General features: G+C 61.5%; 20 protein-coding genes. 8 read left to right on the forward strand and 12 right to left on the reverse strand.

What is annotated here, in order from left to right; translation table 11 throughout:
* Positions 1 to 102: 102 nt before the first annotated feature.
* Complete coding sequence (locus tag DC522_RS04125; protein ID WP_116527441.1) at positions 103 to 948, forward strand: DUF6456 domain-containing protein; 846 nt, start codon at positions 103 to 105, stop codon at positions 946 to 948.
* Between the two features lie 217 nt (positions 949 to 1,165).
* Here DC522_RS04125 and DC522_RS04130 read toward each other — a convergent pair whose 3' ends face one another.
* Positions 1,166 to 1,594 (reverse strand): SufE family protein, encoded by a 429-nt coding sequence (locus DC522_RS04130; RefSeq protein WP_116527442.1) that lies wholly within the window; start codon positions 1,592 to 1,594, stop codon positions 1,166 to 1,168.
* Between the two features lie 68 nt (positions 1,595 to 1,662).
* Complete coding sequence (locus DC522_RS04135; protein WP_116527443.1) at positions 1,663 to 1,992, reverse strand: hypothetical protein; 330 nt, start codon at positions 1,990 to 1,992, stop codon at positions 1,663 to 1,665.
* 412 nt (positions 1,993 to 2,404) lie between these two features.
* On the opposite strand from DC522_RS04135, the gene DC522_RS04140 reads away from it, so the two are divergent.
* The gene (locus DC522_RS04140) at positions 2,405 to 3,268 is read left to right on the forward strand and encodes a peptidoglycan-binding protein (RefSeq protein WP_165820042.1); all 864 of its coding nucleotides are present in this window, start codon (positions 2,405 to 2,407) and stop codon (positions 3,266 to 3,268) included.
* Positions 3,268 to 3,609, forward strand: a complete 342-nt coding sequence (locus DC522_RS04145; RefSeq protein WP_116527445.1) for a DUF1491 family protein — start codon at positions 3,268 to 3,270, stop codon at positions 3,607 to 3,609. Before DC522_RS04140 ends, DC522_RS04145 begins: the two co-directional genes overlap by 1 nt.
* On the opposite strand, the gene DC522_RS04150 is transcribed toward DC522_RS04145, so the two are convergent.
* A complete protein-coding gene (locus DC522_RS04150; protein ID WP_116527446.1) occupies positions 3,606 to 4,610 on the reverse strand; it encodes a DUF2336 domain-containing protein in 1,005 nt (334 codons plus the stop codon). The genes DC522_RS04145 and DC522_RS04150 overlap by 4 nt on opposite strands.
* Positions 4,611 to 4,884: 274 nt before the next feature.
* Here DC522_RS04150 and DC522_RS04155 point away from each other — a divergent pair, with 274 nt between their 5' ends.
* Positions 4,885 to 5,088, forward strand: a complete 204-nt coding sequence (locus tag DC522_RS04155; RefSeq protein WP_116527447.1) for a hypothetical protein — start codon at positions 4,885 to 4,887, stop codon at positions 5,086 to 5,088.
* 40 nt (positions 5,089 to 5,128) lie between these two features.
* Here the strand turns inward: DC522_RS04155 and DC522_RS04160 are convergent, their stop codons facing one another.
* The 4 genes from DC522_RS04160 to DC522_RS04175 are packed head-to-tail and all read right to left on the reverse strand — an operon-like array spanning position 5,129 to position 9,086.
* The gene (locus DC522_RS04160; protein ID WP_116527448.1) at positions 5,129 to 5,632 is read right to left on the reverse strand and encodes a GNAT family N-acetyltransferase; all 504 of its coding nucleotides are present in this window, start codon (positions 5,630 to 5,632) and stop codon (positions 5,129 to 5,131) included.
* 12 nt (positions 5,633 to 5,644) lie between these two features.
* Positions 5,645 to 6,208, reverse strand: a complete 564-nt coding sequence (locus tag DC522_RS04165; protein ID WP_116527449.1) for a hypothetical protein — start codon at positions 6,206 to 6,208, stop codon at positions 5,645 to 5,647.
* Positions 6,205 to 6,828: a DUF1214 domain-containing protein gene (locus tag DC522_RS04170; RefSeq protein WP_165820043.1), complete on the reverse strand. Its 624-nt coding sequence runs from the start codon at positions 6,826 to 6,828 to the stop codon at positions 6,205 to 6,207. The genes DC522_RS04165 and DC522_RS04170 overlap by 4 nt, the downstream gene beginning before the upstream one ends.
* Positions 6,829 to 6,875: 47 nt before the next feature.
* A complete protein-coding gene (locus DC522_RS04175; protein ID WP_116527451.1) occupies positions 6,876 to 9,086 on the reverse strand; it encodes a transglycosylase domain-containing protein in 2,211 nt (736 codons plus the stop codon).
* A gap of 217 nt (positions 9,087 to 9,303) precedes the next feature.
* Here DC522_RS04175 and DC522_RS04180 point away from each other — a divergent pair, with 217 nt between their 5' ends.
* Positions 9,304 to 9,831: a YcgN family cysteine cluster protein gene (locus tag DC522_RS04180; protein ID WP_116527452.1), complete on the forward strand. Its 528-nt coding sequence runs from the start codon at positions 9,304 to 9,306 to the stop codon at positions 9,829 to 9,831.
* Positions 9,832 to 9,956: 125 nt separating this feature from the next.
* On the opposite strand, the gene DC522_RS04185 is transcribed toward DC522_RS04180, so the two are convergent.
* From DC522_RS04185 to DC522_RS34605, 5 genes are all read right to left on the reverse strand, one after another.
* Positions 9,957 to 11,033: an AI-2E family transporter gene (locus DC522_RS04185; protein ID WP_116527453.1), complete on the reverse strand. Its 1,077-nt coding sequence runs from the start codon at positions 11,031 to 11,033 to the stop codon at positions 9,957 to 9,959.
* Between the two features lie 389 nt (positions 11,034 to 11,422).
* Complete coding sequence (locus DC522_RS04190; RefSeq protein WP_165820044.1) at positions 11,423 to 12,007, reverse strand: DUF2939 domain-containing protein; 585 nt, start codon at positions 12,005 to 12,007, stop codon at positions 11,423 to 11,425.
* Between the two features lie 244 nt (positions 12,008 to 12,251).
* Positions 12,252 to 13,340: a TRAP transporter substrate-binding protein gene (locus tag DC522_RS04195; protein WP_116527455.1), complete on the reverse strand. Its 1,089-nt coding sequence runs from the start codon at positions 13,338 to 13,340 to the stop codon at positions 12,252 to 12,254.
* A gap of 143 nt (positions 13,341 to 13,483) precedes the next feature.
* Entirely contained in the window at positions 13,484 to 14,860 is a 1,377-nt protein-coding gene (locus DC522_RS04200) for a sensor histidine kinase (protein WP_165820045.1), read from the reverse strand.
* Between the two features lie 273 nt (positions 14,861 to 15,133).
* Complete coding sequence (locus DC522_RS34605) at positions 15,134 to 15,292, reverse strand: hypothetical protein (protein ID WP_165820046.1); 159 nt, start codon at positions 15,290 to 15,292, stop codon at positions 15,134 to 15,136.
* Between the two features lie 232 nt (positions 15,293 to 15,524).
* On the opposite strand from DC522_RS34605, the gene DC522_RS04205 reads away from it, so the two are divergent.
* The 3 genes from DC522_RS04205 to DC522_RS04215 all read left to right on the forward strand — a co-directional run bounded on the left by DC522_RS04205 (position 15,525) and on the right by DC522_RS04215 (position 18,631).
* A complete protein-coding gene (locus DC522_RS04205; protein ID WP_116527457.1) occupies positions 15,525 to 16,463 on the forward strand; it encodes an endonuclease/exonuclease/phosphatase family protein in 939 nt (312 codons plus the stop codon).
* A gap of 358 nt (positions 16,464 to 16,821) precedes the next feature.
* Positions 16,822 to 17,370, forward strand: a complete 549-nt coding sequence (locus tag DC522_RS04210; RefSeq protein ID WP_116527458.1) for a hypothetical protein — start codon at positions 16,822 to 16,824, stop codon at positions 17,368 to 17,370.
* Positions 17,303 to 18,631: a DNA-packaging protein gene (locus tag DC522_RS04215; protein WP_371678905.1), complete on the forward strand. Its 1,329-nt coding sequence runs from the start codon at positions 17,303 to 17,305 to the stop codon at positions 18,629 to 18,631. Before DC522_RS04210 ends, DC522_RS04215 begins: the two co-directional genes overlap by 68 nt.
* The last annotated feature ends 12 nt before the right edge of the window (positions 18,632 to 18,643 follow it).

Below are 18,643 nucleotides of genomic sequence, written 5' to 3' on the forward strand. Positions count from 1 at the left end.
CGAGTTCATCAAACGATTGCCCCCGCAGGGATTACCGTGCGCCGGAAGACTAAAAAGCAAAGGCTTGCCAATCAGATGAGAGGGGCGGGCGGTCCTGTTCCCATGGCGGCATGGTCCACATCCCTCCCGCGAGAGGCAGCACGACTTCTGGCTGTGCTCGACGTTGCGGAAACTCGCGTCATGGTCGATCCCACCGACGAGGGGAGCGTCATCGTCCACAGGAAGCGCGCAGGCATATCGGTCGGTGCCGGGCGCTTTGGAGCCGCGGATGCGGAGACGCTCGTTCGGCAGGATCTTGCCTGCTGGCAGCGTGGCGAAGCGGGACAAAGGACGCTGGTTCTGAGCGAGGCGGGCCGCTCTTATCTGCGCCGCGCGTCCGTGGATGAGCCGGAAGCAGCCTTTCTGCACCAGCACCGGGAAACCGTCACCGCCACGATCCAGACCGAGGTCGGCTTGAAACGGGTGCGGATGGATGCGGAGGAGAGTCCTCTCGACTGGCTGCGCCGCCGCAAGGATCGCAACGGGGTGCCGATGATCGACGAGTCCGCTTATCAGGCCGGCGAGAGGCTGCGCACGGACATCATGCTGGCTGGCCTCTTGCCGGGCGTGACGGCGCGGTGGGATGCGATGCCGACCGGGGGTGGTCCTGCCTCACCGTCGGAGGCGACCGATCGCATGATTGCCGCCCGCCAGCGCATCCGGCATGCCTTCGATGCAGTCGGTTCCGACTTCAGCGATCTGCTCATGGATCTGTGCGGCTTCCTGAAGGGTCTGGAACAGATCGAACGCGAGCGGGGGTGGCCACAGCGCTCCGCCAAGATCGTGGTGCGCCTCGCCTTGGCAAGGCTCGCCGAGCATTACGGCATCGAAGCCGCCGCACGGGGACCTGCGGGTTCGCGCGGCATCAAGACGTGGCGGGCCGTCGTGATCGAGGGAGGGCGGGCCTAAAGAGCGAGGCCTAGCGCCTCGTGCGGAAAAGTGGACCCGGTTTTACGCTTCAACGATGCGCTCTCTAGAGAAGGGAGCATCGGATTGGTCCCAAAAGTGTAAGTCCACTTTTGGGTCCGATGCTCTAGAGCTGATTCCATTGGCACGGAATCAGCTCTCTTCTTTGCCGGGCCGCATTCTTTGATGGTGAGCCGGAGCCACTTCACCAAAAAAAGCTCTAGAGAGCAGCCTGGGCCATCTGCGCATCGCGGCGGATGCGCTCGACCATGGATCTGACGCCGTTCGACCGTTGCGGCGTCAGATGTTCCGCAAGGCCAAGCTCCTTGAAAAGGCCAAGCGCATCGGTGGAGAGGGCTTCCTCGGGCGTCTTGCCGTTGTAGAGCGCGATCATGAGCGCCACGAGGCCGCGGACGATGTGGGCGTCGCTATCCCCCAGAAGGTGGAGCACAGGCTCGCCGTCGGATTGGTCGAGGCGCATCTCGAGCCAGACCTGGCTCGCGCAGCCCTTCACCTTGTTCGCCTCGGTATGGGCTTCCTCCGGCAGCGGCTCCATCATCCGCCCCAGCTCAATCACATAGCGATAGCGCTCTTCCCAGTCGTCGAGCAGCTCGAAATTGGAGACGATCTCGTCAATGGTCGGCAGCATGGCATCCCTGCTTTGTCTGCCGTTCATATAATCATTGCCGAAGCGTTTGGCGACGGGCCGGCTGACAATCAGCCGCGGGGTTTGTGTCCTCGGGCCGCACGGTCTTCCGGCTGCAGCGTGTCGGAGGGCTTCGGGGAGGCGGGCGTGAGGCCAGAGGTGGTCAGGATCTTGTCGACCACGGCTTGCTTGGCCCTATCGGGCAGGGCCTGCCACACGGTTTCCAAATGGCCCGGCGTTCCCTCGGCCGCAGGCGAGGCTGTCGTTGCTGGGGCCGCCTGCGCGACCTTCTTCGGGGCGAAGAACTCCTGCAGCGGATCGGGTCCCTCGCCACGCTGACGAACGGGCGAGTAGTAAAAAATAACACCGACGATGACGACGAAACGCAGGATCGAAAACATATGGCGGCTGCTGGTTGCCTGAACAGGTCGAAAGGTGATGCATCATAACGTGCCGGACCGGCGGCGCGTAGGCGAAGGCCAGACAACCTGCGAACAGGATGAATCAATCGTTAAAGACCCGGCGGCCAGCGACGAGGTTGTTAAGGTCTTTGAATTTCAAGGAAAAAGATAGGATGCGTGTTCCGCTTGAGGCTGCGGCCACGTTCATTTGCCCGTCAGCCGCCATGGTTTAGAAAGGCAAGAGGGCATGGTTTTAGTGTTCGCTTAAGGCGCCTCTGCCACGCTTTCGACAAGAAGAGGGAGGAGCGGCTTTGGATGCTCTCGCCGGTGACCTCCGGCATCGGCTCGGGGCTTGTCACGGAGAGGATGCGCCCAACCATCATGCTGCTCCTTCAATAACAGGGTGATGCTTGTGCGTGACGCTTTCGCTGCCGAGTCCGATGACGATTTCGATCTGCCCGCTGTCGTGCGGCGGAAGGCTCCGCCGCGTCCGCAGCAAAAGCGTGCGGCGAAGCGGCCACCGCGCAGGATCGGCTTAGGGGAGCGCCTGGTCACGCAGGCTCTGAACCATCCCGGCCGCATGGTGGCGGCCATTTTCCTCACGGGCTGTGCCGGCGTGATCGCGTGGAACGCGCTGCTGTTGCAGAACGTCCGGCATCCTGCGCCGCTTTTCACCCATCGTGATCCGGCGGTTGCTGTCGCTCCTGCGCCATTGCCTGCGTCCGCACAGCCCTTGCCTCCGGCGCGGCCGGGCGCTGAGTCTTCGGAGACGCAAGACATGGCTGCGCACGAGGAGCCTGCCATACAGGATCCGGCCCCCATTGAAGCCGCTCCGGCGCCAGCAGCTGCTGCACCCCGAGCGGCACCGCGCAGTGCCATCTCTGATCTGATCCGCAACAACGGCGTACCCAGTGCCGCGCCTCAGCCGCAACCCGCACGCACGCAGCAGGCCGCGGTTCAGGCTCCTGCTTCCGCATCCGCTTCCGCGCGAGCATCTACTGTGCGCGATCCGATTGCGGAAATGATCCGCCTCGGCGGTCCGGTGCCGACGCCGCCTGCCAATGTGGGGCGGCCCGACGGAGGTGACATCGTGCTCTCCGGCCAGCGCGCACTCGCGCGCCTAGGGTACGGCGTGAAGGTCGATGGCGAGCTGGGACCTGGAACGCGTCAGGCGATTCAGCGCTTCGAGCAGGACAGGCGCCTGCCGGTAACTGGCGCGTTCAGCCCGCGCACAGTGCGTGAACTCTCCGCGCTGTCGGGCATTGCCGTCCAGTAATGGCTCGCCTTCGCTCCGATTTCTGGGTCTCCGCGTACTTACGCCGCTGCGGTGTGGAAGGCGTCGACGCCGCGTTGCGCAAGCGCGGTGCTGCCGAGGCCGGAGCGGTTTTCGTCAAGGTCGATCATCTCGACGGCACGGCGAGCCTCTACGGGCCTGCGCCGCAGCTCTTCGTCGAGGACAGCGACGAGCGTCTCTTCGCGCCGATCTTGCAGGGAGTCATGCCTCTCGATGTGGAGGAGAGAATGGCGCGCGAGCTTCGCTTCGACTCCGATCTCTGGCTGGTGGAAGTGGATGACCGCGAGGGACGTCACTTCCTCGATCTCGCACCAGACACTTAAGTCTTCCTGCTGTCTCCTGGGAGCGCTCTCATGCCGAGGATCGTCTCGACGAGAGCCAGTGCGACTGCGCTGGAGGTCTCCCGCTTCTCGCGCACCAGGTCTCGGATCGTGGAAAGAGGATAGGACAGGGCCGGATGAAGCGTCAGGAAGATGCGTGTCGCTACCTTTTCTGAAAAGCCGAGCGCTTTCAAAGCCAACGCGAGAAGCAGATGCCGTCCGATCTGCAGAATGCGCCACTCCGCTGGGACGGGAAAACCGAAGGCTTCCGACAGCATTCGCTCGAAGCGTGCGATATCGCCATCCTTTGCGGCGCCAAGGAATGCTGCCACATCGTGCTCCGCCAGACGGAAGGACGGGGAGGTCGCCGGGGCAAGGGTCTGCGCGACACGCTCTCGGATGAGCCTGCGCCGTTGGCCGTCCGCTGCGAGATAGAGGCACGCCTCGTGTGCCGCTGTGAGATCGGTGCGTTGAAGCAGGATACGCGCAAGGGCAGGGCGCTTGATGGCGCGTCTCACCAGTTGGTGGAAAGCCGTTGCAGATGATGGGAAGGCTGGATTGGTGGCAAGAATGTCCTCACTCGTTTCTTCCCGAAGCACGAGAATCCGCTCGATGGTCGCGATGTCGAGATGAGGCTGCGAGGCAAGATGCACCCGGCCGGCTGGTGTTGCGAGATACATTGCATCAGGCAAGGACGCGGGCGGTGACTGGTGGCGCAGAATGACGCCGCGCGCCTCGGGGACATGCTGGAGCAGGTAATCGAGAACGGAAGGCGGCGTGTCCGGGCAGGGGGCAAGAATGCGTGCGATCTCGCGAAGGGTTGTGCGGTCCGCTTTCGGCAGAAAACCCAGCGCCAGGGCTTCGAAAGTCTCGATGCTCTCACGGTCGCGCGCGGGAGCGGCCACGAACATGTCCGCGTTGACCTTCAACAGCGCCGCGCATGCGTCCGCGCCGCTCAAGTCGGAAAGATCAGACCAGAGGCCTGGGTTCGCAGAGGATGCCATACTCAACTCATTATCCAGCGCAGCCCGGCTCGAACCTAAAGATGGTGTGTTAGCGCATCTTTAACCCGCAAGACCGCTGTGCCCTCCGACTGTGCGGTACAGCACACATGACCGTGAGCGCCCCGGAACTGAAGCGCGGCCGGGAATGTTGTTTTCATGTCAGGCCCCGCAATTTTCGAGCAGGCTCCGCGTGCTGGAAACGGTCTGTTAACCATAAGGCTTTTTGTGTGAGCGAGTTACAAATGTTGATTTTAGAGCCATAGAGGAGGCTGCAATGCAGGATGCGTGGGTGAGATCGCCCGGAGTGGTGATTGCTTTTCCTGATGCTGCGGACCGGCCGCAACGTCCGCATATCGATGCCGGAGAGCCGAGAGGCGAGATCCTTCTCTTCACGGGCGTACGCTATGAGCGGCCCGAGCCGAGTCCTGGTCCGTCCCGTCCTTACGCCAATAGCCGCCCCGGCCGTCGCCGCTCGTAAATCTTTCCGAGTTTATTTTTTAATCATGACGCTTTTTGCGTCAGCTGAGTGTCTGTGCGAGTTTGCGCACCATCACCATCGCATCCGGTCCATATGAGAGGAGTTTTTCTTCCAGACCGGGAACATTTCTCGTACGAAAACCCAGCCGCTCCCAAAAACTTTGAGAGTTGTTGACGGCCACCAGTGACAGATTGCTGAAGCCTGCTGCCTTTGCGTGGCGAGCCAGCTTTTCGGCTACCTGCGAGGCGTAGCCATTGCCGCGTGCCTCCGGCAGCAGCGCCACATCGTGCACGTAGTAGGTCGTTGCGTCGTGCGGAATTTCGCCTAGTAGCGAGTTCAGTGCGGGCGGCTTGCCGAAATGCCAAGGATGAGTGACGGCGTAGCCGATCAGGTGTCCGTCTTCTTCGAGCGCCAAGCAGCCTTGCGGATGAAGGCGCAGGCGCTCGGCAAAGACCGCCGCATCCTCCGGGTGATCGACATGGATCGTGTCGGCCAGGATCTGCACCTGCGCAAGATCCTGCGCAGTCATGGGACGCCAGGGCATGGTCTTGAAACCTTAACCTTCCTGCTCGGTGATGCAGGAGACGGCCTTGGCGACCTCTTCCGCCTGAAGGCGCTGACTGGCGGTGGGCGCGGCTACTCGCACGATGACAAAGCCCTCCTGCTCGGGGGCAACGATCCGCACGTCGCGGGAGGGTTCGTTCTCGTCCTCCGCTGCGCGCGCCTCGTCGAGCTGGCGCGCCGTCATGGCGACGATTTCAAGTTCGCCGCGCACGGCGGCGCGGTCCGTCACGGCGAAGAAGACACCGCCGGATTTCTTGTGAAAGGCAAACGACAGCAGGTTCGACCCCGTTCTCGTCGAGACACGCATGGGTCCATCGCGCAGATCATAGGCGCAGGCGGCGACAGCGATTGCCGGATCGGGCAACGGCATCCAGGTGCTCTCCCCGCCCGGCGCGCTGATGATCTGCGCTTTATCGGCTGTGAGCGTCGGCGCGATCTTCGCGAAGGCGTCATGCTCGGCGAGATGCGGGGTGGCGAGAATGGAAGCGATGTGAACGCCCACGGCCAGCACGAGGCCACAGAGCGTGGTGATCAAAAAACGGCCGAATCCTCTCATGCGCCGCACTCCACACGCTCGATGGCGGGGAAAACGCTTTCGGTCAGACCCGTGCCTGCGGCCCCAGGAGTATCGTAGAGCCTGAGCACGATGCTGAAATTGCCTGAGCCGGGGAGTTGTAGCCAGTTGCCGTCCTGCAGGCCTCGCGAGAGGGCAATGATGAAATGATCCTGCGTGTCGCGCAAAATCTCAGCCGAGGTGAAGCTGCTGCGCCCCAGTTCGGTTTTCGGGAGTTGGCCGTTTTGGTCGTAGATGGAGAACGTCCACAAACGTGCCGCTGGGGCGACGGAGCCGATGCGGTAGGTGCAGGCGGAATCGAGCGGCCTACCTTCGCTGTCCGTTACGGCCGTGAAGCCGAGGCCTTCGCCGATGGCTAGGGGCACTGCGCCGCGCTGGGCGAGAATGGCGCGCATGTAAGGGTCGGCATCGGCCGAGCCGAGGGCGGGCCATGCTGTCCAGGGACCGATACGCAGTCTGCCGAAGGGAGGGTCGCCGTCGAGGATGAGGTAGGTCGCGCCCAATCCCAGCCCCAGCGCGAGGAGGAGCGCATAGACAATCAGGACAGCAGTAGGGACAATACGGGTGGTCACGGGCTTCGATACGGTCGTCGGGGTGCGCATCGAAGCGGCCCCATCGGCATTCGTCAATATGGCCTGGCTATTCATTGTTATGGCATGGCCACTTGGCGGGAGGCTTCCACAGACCCGGTCACGCGCGGAGCGGTGCTCTCCTTCACGGTAGTTACCGTGCGTTCCGCTGCCTGGAACAGGGAGCCTATGTTGCCCAGTACTTCATAGGACTTCCGGGAGAGGGTGCCCGCCAGGAAGGCCTGCGAGGGTCCCTGCGCCTGGTCTGCTGCCGGGCGTCCCGAAGCTGCGACCCGTGCGAAGGCCGCCGAGTCGACCCCCGGGATCGGGCGGATCTCGAGGTTCTGGTGCGCGAAGTTCATCACCTCGTGCCAAGTCTGAGCGGGAAGGGTGCCGCCCGTCATGTTGTTCATGGGCTTGGAATCGTCGTTGCCGTACCAGACGGCGGCGACCAGATTGCCCGTGTAGCCTACGAACCAGGCGTCCTTGTAGCCGTTGGTGGTGCCGGTCTTGCCCGCAACCGGAATGCCCTCGAGCGCCGCGCGCTTGCCGGTGCCCTCCGTGACGACCTTATTCAGCATGAAGTTCATGTCGGTGACAACGCGCGGCTCAAGCACCTGCTTGGGAGGCGTATCGCGGTCGTGGCGATAGATCACCTCGCCGGCCGAGTTGCGTACTTCCCAAGCCGCATAAGGCGCGGCCCGCTTGCCGCCATTGGCGAAGACCGCATAGGACGAGGCCATGTCGATCACCGTCACCTCGGCGGCGCCAATGGGCAGCGGGCTCTCGTTCGCCAGGGGATGGGTGAGGCCCATGCGCTTGGCGGTGTCGATGATGATGGCGCGACCGGCCTTCGCATTGCCCTTGCCGATCTCCAGGGACATGCGCACCGGGATGGAGTTGATCGAACGCGCCAAGGCCGACGACAGAGGCATCGCGCCGGAGAAGGAGCGGCCATAGTTCTGCGGACACCAATTGCCGAGGCAGATCGGGGCGTCCACCACCTTCGAATTGGGATTCAGCTTCGGGTTGGTGGTGAGGGCGGCGGCATAGACGAAGGGCTTGAACGAGGAGCCTGGCTGGCGCAGGCCGTTGGTGGCGCGGTTGAACTGGCTCTGACCATAATCGCGGCCGCCGACGATGGCTCTCACGGCCCCGTCCACGTCCATGACCACGATCGCGCCCTGGCCTGCCTTGTACTGGCGGCCGTTCTGGCGCAGCTCGTTTTCCAGAACCTCTTCCGCGTGGCGCTGCAGAGCGGTGTCGAGGGGTGTCTTGATGGTGAGAACGCGCTCGCTGCCAAACTTTTTCTCGGCAGCCAGCGCCTGAACCTGCTCAAAGGCCCAATCGAGATAGAAATCGGGGGTGGTCTCGCGCTCGCGGTTTACCGGGGTCGCCGGATTACGGCGGGCGGTCTGGATCTGGCCCTCGGTCAGGAAGCCCGCCTCGACCATGTTGCGCAGCACCTCGTTGGCGCGGGCGCGGGCGGCCGGCAGGTTCACGTGGGGGGCGTACTTCGTCGGGGCCTTGAAGAGGCCTGCCAGCATGGCGGCTTCAGCCAGCGTCAAGTCTTTGGCAGGTTTGCCGAAGTAGTAATCGGCAGCCGCCACGACGCCGTGAGCGCCACCGCCCATATAGGCGCGGTCGAGATAGAGCTTGAGGATTTCGTCCTTGGTCAGGTGGAATTCGAGCCAGACCGCCAGGAACGCCTCCTTGATCTTGCGCTCGAGCGAGCGCTCGTTCGTCAGGAAGAGGTTTTTCGCCAGCTGCTGGGTAATGGAGGAGCCGCCCTGCACCACGCCTCCACCCTGGGCATTGACCACGAGAGCGCGGAAGGTACCGATGGGGTCGATGCCCCAGTGATCGTAGAAGCGCCGGTCTTCCGTCGCCAGCGCGGCTTTGATCATATAATTCGGGAAATCCTCGAGCTTATAGGAATCGTCGAGGTGCAGACCGCGGCGACCAACCTCCTGCCCGTAGCGGTCGAGGAAGGTGACTGCGAGGTCCTGAGTTTTCAGCCAGTCGTCCTCCGTCTCGCGGAAGGCAGGAAGCGCCAGGGCGAGCATCACGATGCCGCCAACGGCGCCCAGGGTCGTGGCCTCGCTGGTCAGGTCGAGAAGGACGCTTGATGGGCCCCGAAACCGCAGGCATTTCATCTTCTCGGAATAGGACTCGTACGCTGAAGCCAGCCCGCGTCCGCTCTGAAACAGGAACGAGTTGAGCCATGCGTCCAGCCAGAGCGCGGCACGCTTGATCCGTGTCGAGAGGGGAGTGGAGGGATGCTGGCGCACGGTGGTCCTTCGGAGCAGGTCAGGAAGCCTGATAGGCCCTGTTTATGATCGTTGATTTCCCTAACGGCAACGCTTGCACGCTGCGACATGTGTTATCAACAACTCACAAACAGCTGTCCCGGTTCAAATAGGTCTACCCCGTCCGGGAGAAAGGTTTGTAAATGTGTGGCGTCGCACCTTCCCTCAAACCGCCGCAAAGAGAGTTCACAGAGCCCGCATGTCCCAAACAGCCCCCACCATTCGCTCCAAGCCGGAGGAGCAGCCCTTCTGGCGCCTGAAAACGCTCGAGGCTTTGAGCCTCGACGAATGGGAGAGCCTGTGCGACGGCTGCGGGCGCTGCTGCCTGGTGAAGCTCGAGGACGAGGATACGGCCGAGGTTCTCTACACGGATGTGGGCTGCACCCTTCTCAATGACGAAACCTGCCGTTGCCGGGACTACCCCAACCGCCAGGCCAAGGTCTCCGACTGCGTGCGCCTGACGCCGGAGGCCGTGCACAGCCTTTCCTGGCTGCCGCATACATGCGCCTATCGGCTCGTGGCCGAAGGGCGGGATCTCCCCTGGTGGCATCCGCTCGTGTCCGGCGATCCGGAGACAGTGCATGCCGCCGGGGTTTCCGTGCGCGATCGGGTTGCCGGTCCCGAGGAGGAGTTCAGCCTCGCCGAGCTTTTGGAACGCATCACCGATTGGCCGATGGAAGACGTAGAGGCTAGCGCATCGTGCGGAACCGAAGGTCCGCGTCAGTGACCCGAAGGGCCGCGTCAGCGAGAAGTGGCCCCGGTTTTCTGCCTCGAACGATGCGCTCCTCTCAGGAATGAGCATCGGATCGATCCCAAAAGTGCAGATCCACTTTTCACATCCGAGGCTCTAACTTAAACGCCGCCTTTTTCTTTGGCTTCGGCTTCTCCGGGAACGGTGGTTTGCTCGCCGAGCGTCTCACGGACGTAGAGTTTCTTGACCAGCACATAAGCTACGACAGCGAGCGGAAAGCCGAAGATCAACCCCAAACTGCCGAAGAGAATGCTTCCAACCAGGATCGCAAAGAGGGCGAGCGCTGGAGGAATGCTGACCACGCTTCTCGCCACGAGGGGGAAGATCACATTGCCTTCGATCTGCTGGATCGCCAGCACCGCGAGCACCGTCCAAAGAGCAGCCTCTCCACTGATACTGAAGGCAAAAAGAACAGCCGGAAGCGCGCCGAGAATCGGGCCGAGGAAGGGGATGAAGTCGGCCAGGCCCGCGATCATGCCTAGCGCATAGGGCGAGGGGAGCCCGATGAACCAGAAGGCCAGCGATGACAGGACTGCGACGCAGGCCATGGCGATCAGCTGCGACATGAGCCAAAGCCTCAGGGCTTGGCCCGATGCATCGAGCGAGCTCTCGACGCGCTCGTGGTGGCGGATGGGGAAGAGCTTGATGAACCCCTGCTTGTAGAGTGTCGGTGAGGCCGCGATGTAAATGCCGGCAATCACTACCAGAAGGAAATCCGCCAACCCGCTGAGAACCGCTCCGCCGATGCCGGCGATGCGTGTCGCGAGGCCGCCGCTAGGCATGTTGTTCATCATCTCGGACAGGTCGTCGGACACGGCGCCGAAGCCGAGATTCTTGCTGAAATTGTCAACGACGAAAGGAAGGCGCTCCACCACGTTGGAGAACTGCGCCCGCATCTGCGTCCCGAAAAGAGCGATCAAACCAAGGACGATGCCGAAGATGATGATGCTCGCCACCCACAGGGCCCAGCGTTCAGGCACATGAATGTAGCGGACCAGCAAGTCCGCGGAGGCGTGCAGGATGAGGGCAACCAGAATAGCGCCGAAGGCGAGGAGAAGAACGTCCGCAAGTTTCCAGAGGAGGAGCGCCAGCAGAACCAGCCCAAGGACGATCAGGGTTTTGCGAACGAATTCGGCGTCACCCATGATCCTGCGAAAGGAATAGCCATCAGCATCCATTGATCAGTCCCTTGCCACGTCACCGGGACAATCGAAACGGCGAAGCTCGGTTCCCGAGAAAGATTTAGCCCATATCCTGATGGCCGAATTTGTTCATGCTTGGCCGTTGTTATTTTGAACTCGCGGTTCTTTTGGCTTTCAGGAACGTAAAATTGCAAAAACAGTTGATGTGGCAGAAGGAGGGTTCATGTAATGACCTCGAATATCATCTGCTTTTTGCTTGGCACGGTGTTTCCTCTGGCAACTGTCGGCTGGATGATTTCTCATTAATGCCGAAAATCTCCTCTTGAAGGTGAGAGGGACGAACGAAGCACTTCTCTGTGCCAAGGCACTAAAAAACCCGCCTCATTCGGTGGCGGGTTTTTTAGTGCCGCGAGTGCCATCAGAGCCTACCGCGAGGCGACGGCCGCCCGCTTGATCAGTTCTTCACGCAAGGGTGCCGGCAGCTCGATCCCGCTCAGGCGCCACGTGGTGCTCCTCAGGCGCATGGTGATCTTGAACTGCTTCTCCTTGGCCTCATCCACCGGGACGGGGATGGTTACGCTTCGAAAGCCCTGTGCCTCCGAGAAAATGAAAGTTCTCCAAGCCTGCTTGAGCGAGCCCATATCGGAGCGCAGGGGAACGGCCGTTCCGCCCATGCCTCCCACGGCCTTCTCGGGCCAGCCGTCCTCAAGCAAGTCGATCAGGCCCTGGGGCGTCACGAGCTGCTCCACGACAGGATTGAGAATCGCGGCTCCCGCCTCGGTCGCAAGATCTCGCTCAGCTCCTTCGAGATCTTGGTCCTTCATGTACTCGCCAAGAATTTGGCGGGAGAGGGAGTTTCGCAAGGCATGGAAGTTCACACGCTCCGTAATTCGGTCAATGTCCTTGGCCTCGACCGCCTTGCTGAGGTCATAGAGGGCCACGAAGGGCGAGACCATGAAGATCGCCCAGGCCAGAAACAGGAGAAAGCTGATCCTTAATGTCCAGCGCATATGCTCGGTAATTCCTTCACTGCACAGCCGGCCGCTGCTGTCGAAAGAATGATCGGGGAGGCGGTCGGGGAAGGGCCCTATGTGGGGAGCACTGGAGCCATAAAAAAGGGCGACCAAATGGCCGCCCTTTCCGAGATCGGTGAAAGATCCGCTTAGAGCTGTTTCCATTGACGTGGAATCAGCTCTCTTCTTTGCTGGGCCGCATTTTTGACGGTGAACCGGATCCACTTCACCGAAAAATGCTCTAGCCGCGAGCGCGGGCGCGGATCATGAAGGTGTCGTAAGCGTACTCGGCCACTTGGAACCAAAGGTACTCTTCATTGCGGAAGCCGCGGACGCTCTCGTAGATTTTCTTGAAGTCGGCGTTCTTGGCCGAAACTTCATCGTAGACCTCGTTGGCGGCCTTGTAGGCAGCTTCCAGGATTTCCGGAGAGTAGGGGCGAAGCTGCGTGCCGGCACCGAGCAGGCGGCGCAAGGCGGCCGGGTTGCGGGCGTCGTACTTCGCCAGCATGTCGTTGTTGGCGTAGCTCGCAGCCGTGGTCAGGATCGCCTGGTAAGCCTTCGGCAATTCCTTCCACTTTGCATTGTTGATGAAGAGGTGGATGGAGGGGCCGCCTTCCCAGAAGCCCGGGTAGTAGTAGAACGGGGCGACCTTCGAGAAGCCGAGCTTCTCGTCGTCGTAGGGTCCGACCCACTCGGCCGCATCGATGGTGCCGCGCTCGAGCGACGGATAGATGTCGCCGCCCGGGATCTGCTGCGGAACGACGCCGAGCTTCGACATGACCTGCCCGGCAAGCCCCGCGATGCGCATCTTCAGGCCCTGCAGGTCCTGAACGGTCTTGATCTCCTTGCGGAACCAGCCGCCCATCTGCACGCCGGTGTTGCCGGCCGGCATGCCATACAGGTTGTGCTTGGCGTAGAACTCGTTCAGCAGGTCGTTGCCGCCGCCGTGATAGAGCCAGGCATTCTGCTGCCGGGCGTTGAAGCCGAAGGGCAGGGCCGTGCCGATGGCGAAGGTCGGATCCTTGCCGAAATAGTAGTAGGAGCAGGTATGACCCATTTCGATGGTGCCATTGCCCACGGCGTCGGCCACCTGGGGCGTGCCGACGATTTCACCGGCCGCGAAGGGCTGGATCTGGAACTTTCCGTCGGTTGCTTCCGAAACGTATTTCGCGATCACTTCGGCTGCGCCGTAGATCGTGTCGAGAGACTTCGGGAAACCGGATTGCAGGCGCCACTTCAGCTCCGGCATCGACTGAGCGATGGCGGGGGCGGCAACCGCCGTCGAGGCGGCACCGACCGTAGCGGCCTGAAGAAACTGACGACGTTTCATGAGTTTAAACTCCTCCCTGGATCGTGACCGTGACTTCGTCACTTGCGCCCAATTGACACTGAATCGAGCGGAAATCGCAAGAAGGTTTCGTAGTGCTACCTACCAATGGTCTAGACGGATTGTGAATTGATCGTTGAGAATGCTCAAGAAAGAGGCACGTCCATGGTGCAGACAACGCCGGTCGGCTCATAGTGAAGGTGCACGACACCATTCAACTCCCGGGCCAGCCCGTCCTGAATCAGGCGCGAACCGAAGCCCTTCCGGGCGGGGGGCTTTACAGGAGGTCCGCCGCGCTCCTCCCATCGCATGATCAGGCGCTGCCCGGACGAAGCTGTGGGAGTTGACCAGGAAATACGGATCTGTCCGGATGAATTGCTCAAGGCACCGTATTTGTGGGCATTGGTGAAAAGCTCATGCAGGGTCATGGACAGGCTGAGGGCCATCGGCGGCGAAACGCGCAGATCGGGCCCTTCGATGGCAATGCGCATGCACTCCGTCGCATTGGCCCGGTGGGCGGCGCATGCTTCGGCTAAAACATCCGAGAGGTTTGCGCCTTCCCAATTCTCCCGCGTGAGAACGTCATGGCCGCGCGCAAGGGCGAACAGGCGCGCCTCGAAGGCGTTGCGGGCGGCTCGAAGATCATCGTCAACATGCGAGCCCAGCCGGCTGAAGCTTTGGGCCGCCAGGGATTGAACGGTCGCAAGCGTGTTCTTCACGCGATGGTTGAGTTCGTTGACCAGAAGCCGCAGATGCTCTTCGGCACGCTTGTGATCGGTGATGTCGATCTGAAGACCATCCCACACATAGCTGCCATTCGCCAGCTGGCGCGGCGTTACAACCAGACGATGCCAGCGAACCTCCCCGGTCCTCCCATGGCGCATCTCGAATTCCATATCGAACGCCTTGTGCTCGCGAACGGCCTCAACCTCCTTGGCCAGCATTCGATCCCGATATTGAGGTAAGACAAGCTCATAAAGGAGGGAAAGATTGGCCTGCACCTCTTCGGCGGGAATGCCGTTGAGCCGCTCGCAAGTCTTGGAGATGTAGAGGAGCTTTCGGTCTCGATAATCCGCTGCGTCGTCGATTTGGTAGACCATGCAGGCCGGCACGTTATCGGCGAGAGAGGTGAGGCGGGCCTGGCTTTCGCGGAGTTCGATCTCTGCTCGGCGGCGTTCCGTCCAATCGCGAAAGCTGATGCCAAGGCCTCCGTTGTAAGGGAAGACGTGGACCTCCAGGAAACGTCCGGGAACTCCAACCGCATCCGTCTCGAAGGAGGTTGCGATTCCGGTGGCCGCAACCTCTTCGTAGCGTCGTCTCAGCTCCGTCCCGACCGAACTGGGAAAAACGTCCCAGATCATCCGCCCCAGCATCTCTCCCCGGCCAGTGCCGAAATAGACCTCCGCGGCACGGTTGATGTACGAAAAGCGCCACTCTCGATCGAGAGAGTAAAAGGCGTCGCCAATCCCTTCGAGGAGTTCGGAAAGCCGTGCCCCAATCCGTGCTTGGACCGATCGATCCATGGTCTGCAGAAGCACCTCCTCCATCGATCCCTGAGAGTTCCGGTGAGCATTCGGAATCACGAGGTCGCCGGAAAACTCCTGCAAGCTGTCGAGGGTTGAAAGTGGTGAGGGTGGCGGGTTCATATCATGAAATATAATAATATTGCTTTGAGAGCGCAATCCTTGAACCTGCCTCAAGTTCTCCTAGAAACATGATGTTGAGCAAAGTCTAGATGGAAGGAAGATTATCCGGAGTCGCCTTCGGAAAAGCTCTCGGATTCATATCGAGCAGTTTCAGCTTTTGGGTGCACTGAAAGCCTCTGCCGCGCAGACCAGGGTGAATAGAGCGATCACGCCTGCCAATTCTGCGACGTTCACGATGATCGCTGAAGGATCGAGGACGTAGAAAAGCGCGCCCATTGCGAGCGCGATGATGGTAGCCCAAGCGAGCATGGGCCTTCTCCCGGCATATTCTTGTGCGCCTCACTAACTCGAAAGAGGCAAAGAAGTTCCTAATACTCCGAAAATTTTTCTCTCGTGGCCCATGGTCGGCCCGACTGCGTTAGGTGTGACGGAACCAATGGCGGGAGCGAGAGCCTTGCGCCCTTTGATCGACCGAAGCGTGCAAAATCTTCCTTGTCCGGAAATACCTCTTCTGCAGGAGGCACGCCGCTCGACGCATGACATGACGGCTCACCGTGAATTCATGGATCGTATCGAGGCTCTTCACGTCATCGAAGCCCAGCCTCCGGGAAAGAAACAGTCAGTTCCAAGGAGGTTGCGCATCGCCGCCTTGAATGCCGAGCGACTGACACGGCCCGAAGCGGTCAGGCACCTGATCGAGAAGACAGGCGCTCACGTCGCGCTTTTGAGCGAAGTGGATGTGGGCATGGCCCGTTCCGGCAATAGCCACACGATCCGCGATCTCACCGGCTCCCCGGGGTGGGGCTATCTCTACGGGGTCGAGTTCATCGAACTCGACCTGGGTGATGAAAAAGAAATGCGCCGCCATGCAGGCGAGCGAAATGCGTGCAGTCTTCATGGCAATGCCATTGTGAGCGGCCTCGCCTTCGAACAGCCTCACGTGATCCCGCTCGAAGAGAGCGGATTGTGGTTCAAGGGAATCGAAGGTGCTCAAAGACGGATCGGCGGAAGGATTGCCGTTGCCGCACGCTTGGCCGATGCACCGCGTCCCTTGTGGATCGTGAGCCTGCATCTCGAAAGCAAGACGGATCCAGCGGATCGCCGGGTGCAGGTTCGGAACCTATTGTCCGCTCTTGAAAAGCTGATGCCGAACGAGGCCTGCATCATAGGCGGAGATTTCAACTCCAAGGCGCTGCCGAATGGCGAGGGAGAACGGCATCTGCTGCTGGAGCAGCCGGAACGATACGAACCATTCTTTGCAGATCTTCGCGATGCAGGATTTTCATGGGCGGCTGCGAATCTTGCCTCTCCGACTCAGCGCGATGGTCCGTCGAAGAAGCATCCCAGGCCTTTCGGCAAGCTCGACTGGTTCTTCGTGCGGGGCATTGCGGCAGAAGACCCGCAGGTCATCCCCGCCCTGGATTCACAAGGACAGGCGATTTCCGATCACGAAATGATCATCGTGGACCTCCAGTTCTGAGCGGTCATCCGAGCCATCCCTCAAAATCCCGCTTGACAGCGCACCGCTGATAGGGTACAAAACGTGAACACTGACGAAGTGTGAATGAAACCCGCCCGGCTTCATTGTGATAAATGACCTCCACCGCTCAAGCGCCGCTTGGGCGGTTTTTCGTTGGGCTCCAGCATCGGCCCCAAAAGTGGACTTGCACTTTTGGGATCCATCCGATGCTTTCTCCTTCAATGAGAGCATCGTTGAAAGCGGACCTTCGGTTCCGCACGATGCTCTCGATGCTCCCTGTTCGAGCGGGGCATCGTTCGCCGCAGACCGGAGGTCTGCGCCAGTGAAAAAACCGGGCCCACTTTTCGCATGATGTGCCATGTATCCCAGAACCGAGGTTCCCGACGAGAAGCGGCAGCAGGCCTATCTCTATTACGCAGGTCATCCGAAGCTCACTTTGAACGACATCGCCGCCTATCTCGGCGTGAGCTTGAGTTCCTTCGTTCGCCTGAGGCAGCGTTGGGACTGGCCGCCGCGTCATGCGGCGCTCGCTCAGAACGAGTTGAGCAAGGCTGCGAAGGATCCGACCGATATTCTTGCCGGGAGCACGGCAGCGGCGACGTCCCTGCGCGAAGCGGCGCGCTCCCTGGCGCGGGCCACCCGGTCGCAGATCAACGCTCTCATGGAGCAGCAACGCAGCGGGTGCATCGACGATCACGACCGGACCGCCCGGACACTGGCCTCCTATGCCAAGACGTTGACGACAGCGCGGGCGCTCCTGGAGCAGGAAGGTTCAAGGCTCGATGAGACCGAGCATCAAGATGAGACGCCCCGCAGCCTCCATGAACTCCGTGACGAGCTTGCTCGCCATCTTGAGCGGGTTATCGCGGAGGAGGAGGCTCGCGGAAGCGACGGCCTCCTTATCTAAAACCGAACTCGAACAGCTACTTCGCTATTGGCCGATCCGCTGCCGCCCCGAGCAGCGTCTGCCGGGCTTGAGCCGGCGTCATGATCCCTGGACGCTCTGGCTCATGCTGGGCGGGCGAGGGGCGGGAAAGACCCGCACCGGCTCCGAATGGATACGCGGCATCGCTCTTGGCGAGCCGGATTTTACTGACGCTCCGATGCGGCGCATTGCACTGATCGGAGAAACATTTTCGGATGCGCGCAACGTGATGGTGGAGGGACCGGCCGGCATTCTTTCCGTCCATGCCCGTCATGAACGGCCGACCTGGTCGCCGTCCCTGCGCAAGCTCGAATGGCCCAACGGCGCGGTGGCGCATGTGTTCTCCGCCGAGGATCCGGACTCTCTCCGCGGTCCTCAATTCGAGGCTGCGTGGGCGGATGAACTCGCCAAGTGGAAGCACGTGGAGGAAACCTGGGACATGCTGCAGTTCGGATTGCGCCTAGGAGTACATCCGCGCCAGATGGTAACGACCACGCCAAGGCCCATTCCGTTGCTGAAGCGCTTTCTCGCCGATCCTTCAGTGGCGGTCTCCCGCGCCCGGACATCGGACAATGCGGCCAACCTCGCGCCCGCCTTCCTGGAAGCTGTTGTCGGGCGTTATGCCGGCACGCGGCTCGGACGGCAGGAGCTTGATGGCGACATCATCGAGGATCGCCCCGATGCGCTCTGGACCCGCGACATGATCGAGATGAGCCGGGTCGATGGCGTGCCGCCGCTCATGCGCATCGTCGTTGCCGTCGATCCGCCTGCGTCCTCATCGAAGCGCGCGGATGCCTGCGGCATCGTTGCGGCGGGCTTGGATGAGGGTGGCACGGCTTATGTGCTGGAGGATGCGACGGCATCCGGCCTCAAGCCGCCGGAATGGGCGGCCAAGGCGGTCGCTCTCTACCGGCGGCTTGAGGCCGACGCCTTGATCGTCGAAACGAACCAGGGCGGCGAGATGGCGACCAGCGTGATCCGTGAGGTCGACCCTGCCGTGCCGGTGATGAGCGTGCGCGCCATGCGCGGAAAGTATCTGCGTGCGGAGCCCGTCTCGGTTCTTTATGCGCAGGGCCGCGTGCGCCATGTGGGGGCGTTACCTGAGCTCGAAGATGAACTCTGCGATTTCGGGCCCGGTGGACTCACGTCAGGCCGTTCGCCCGACCGCATGGATGCGCTCGTCTGGGCGCTCACCGAACTGATGCTGCGAGACGGACGAGAGCCGCGTGTGCGGATGCTATAGCCTTCCGGTTTC

It is taken from the genome of Microvirga sp. KLBC 81, assembly GCF_003075415.1.
Taxonomy (GTDB): Bacteria; Pseudomonadota; Alphaproteobacteria; order Rhizobiales; family Beijerinckiaceae; genus Microvirga.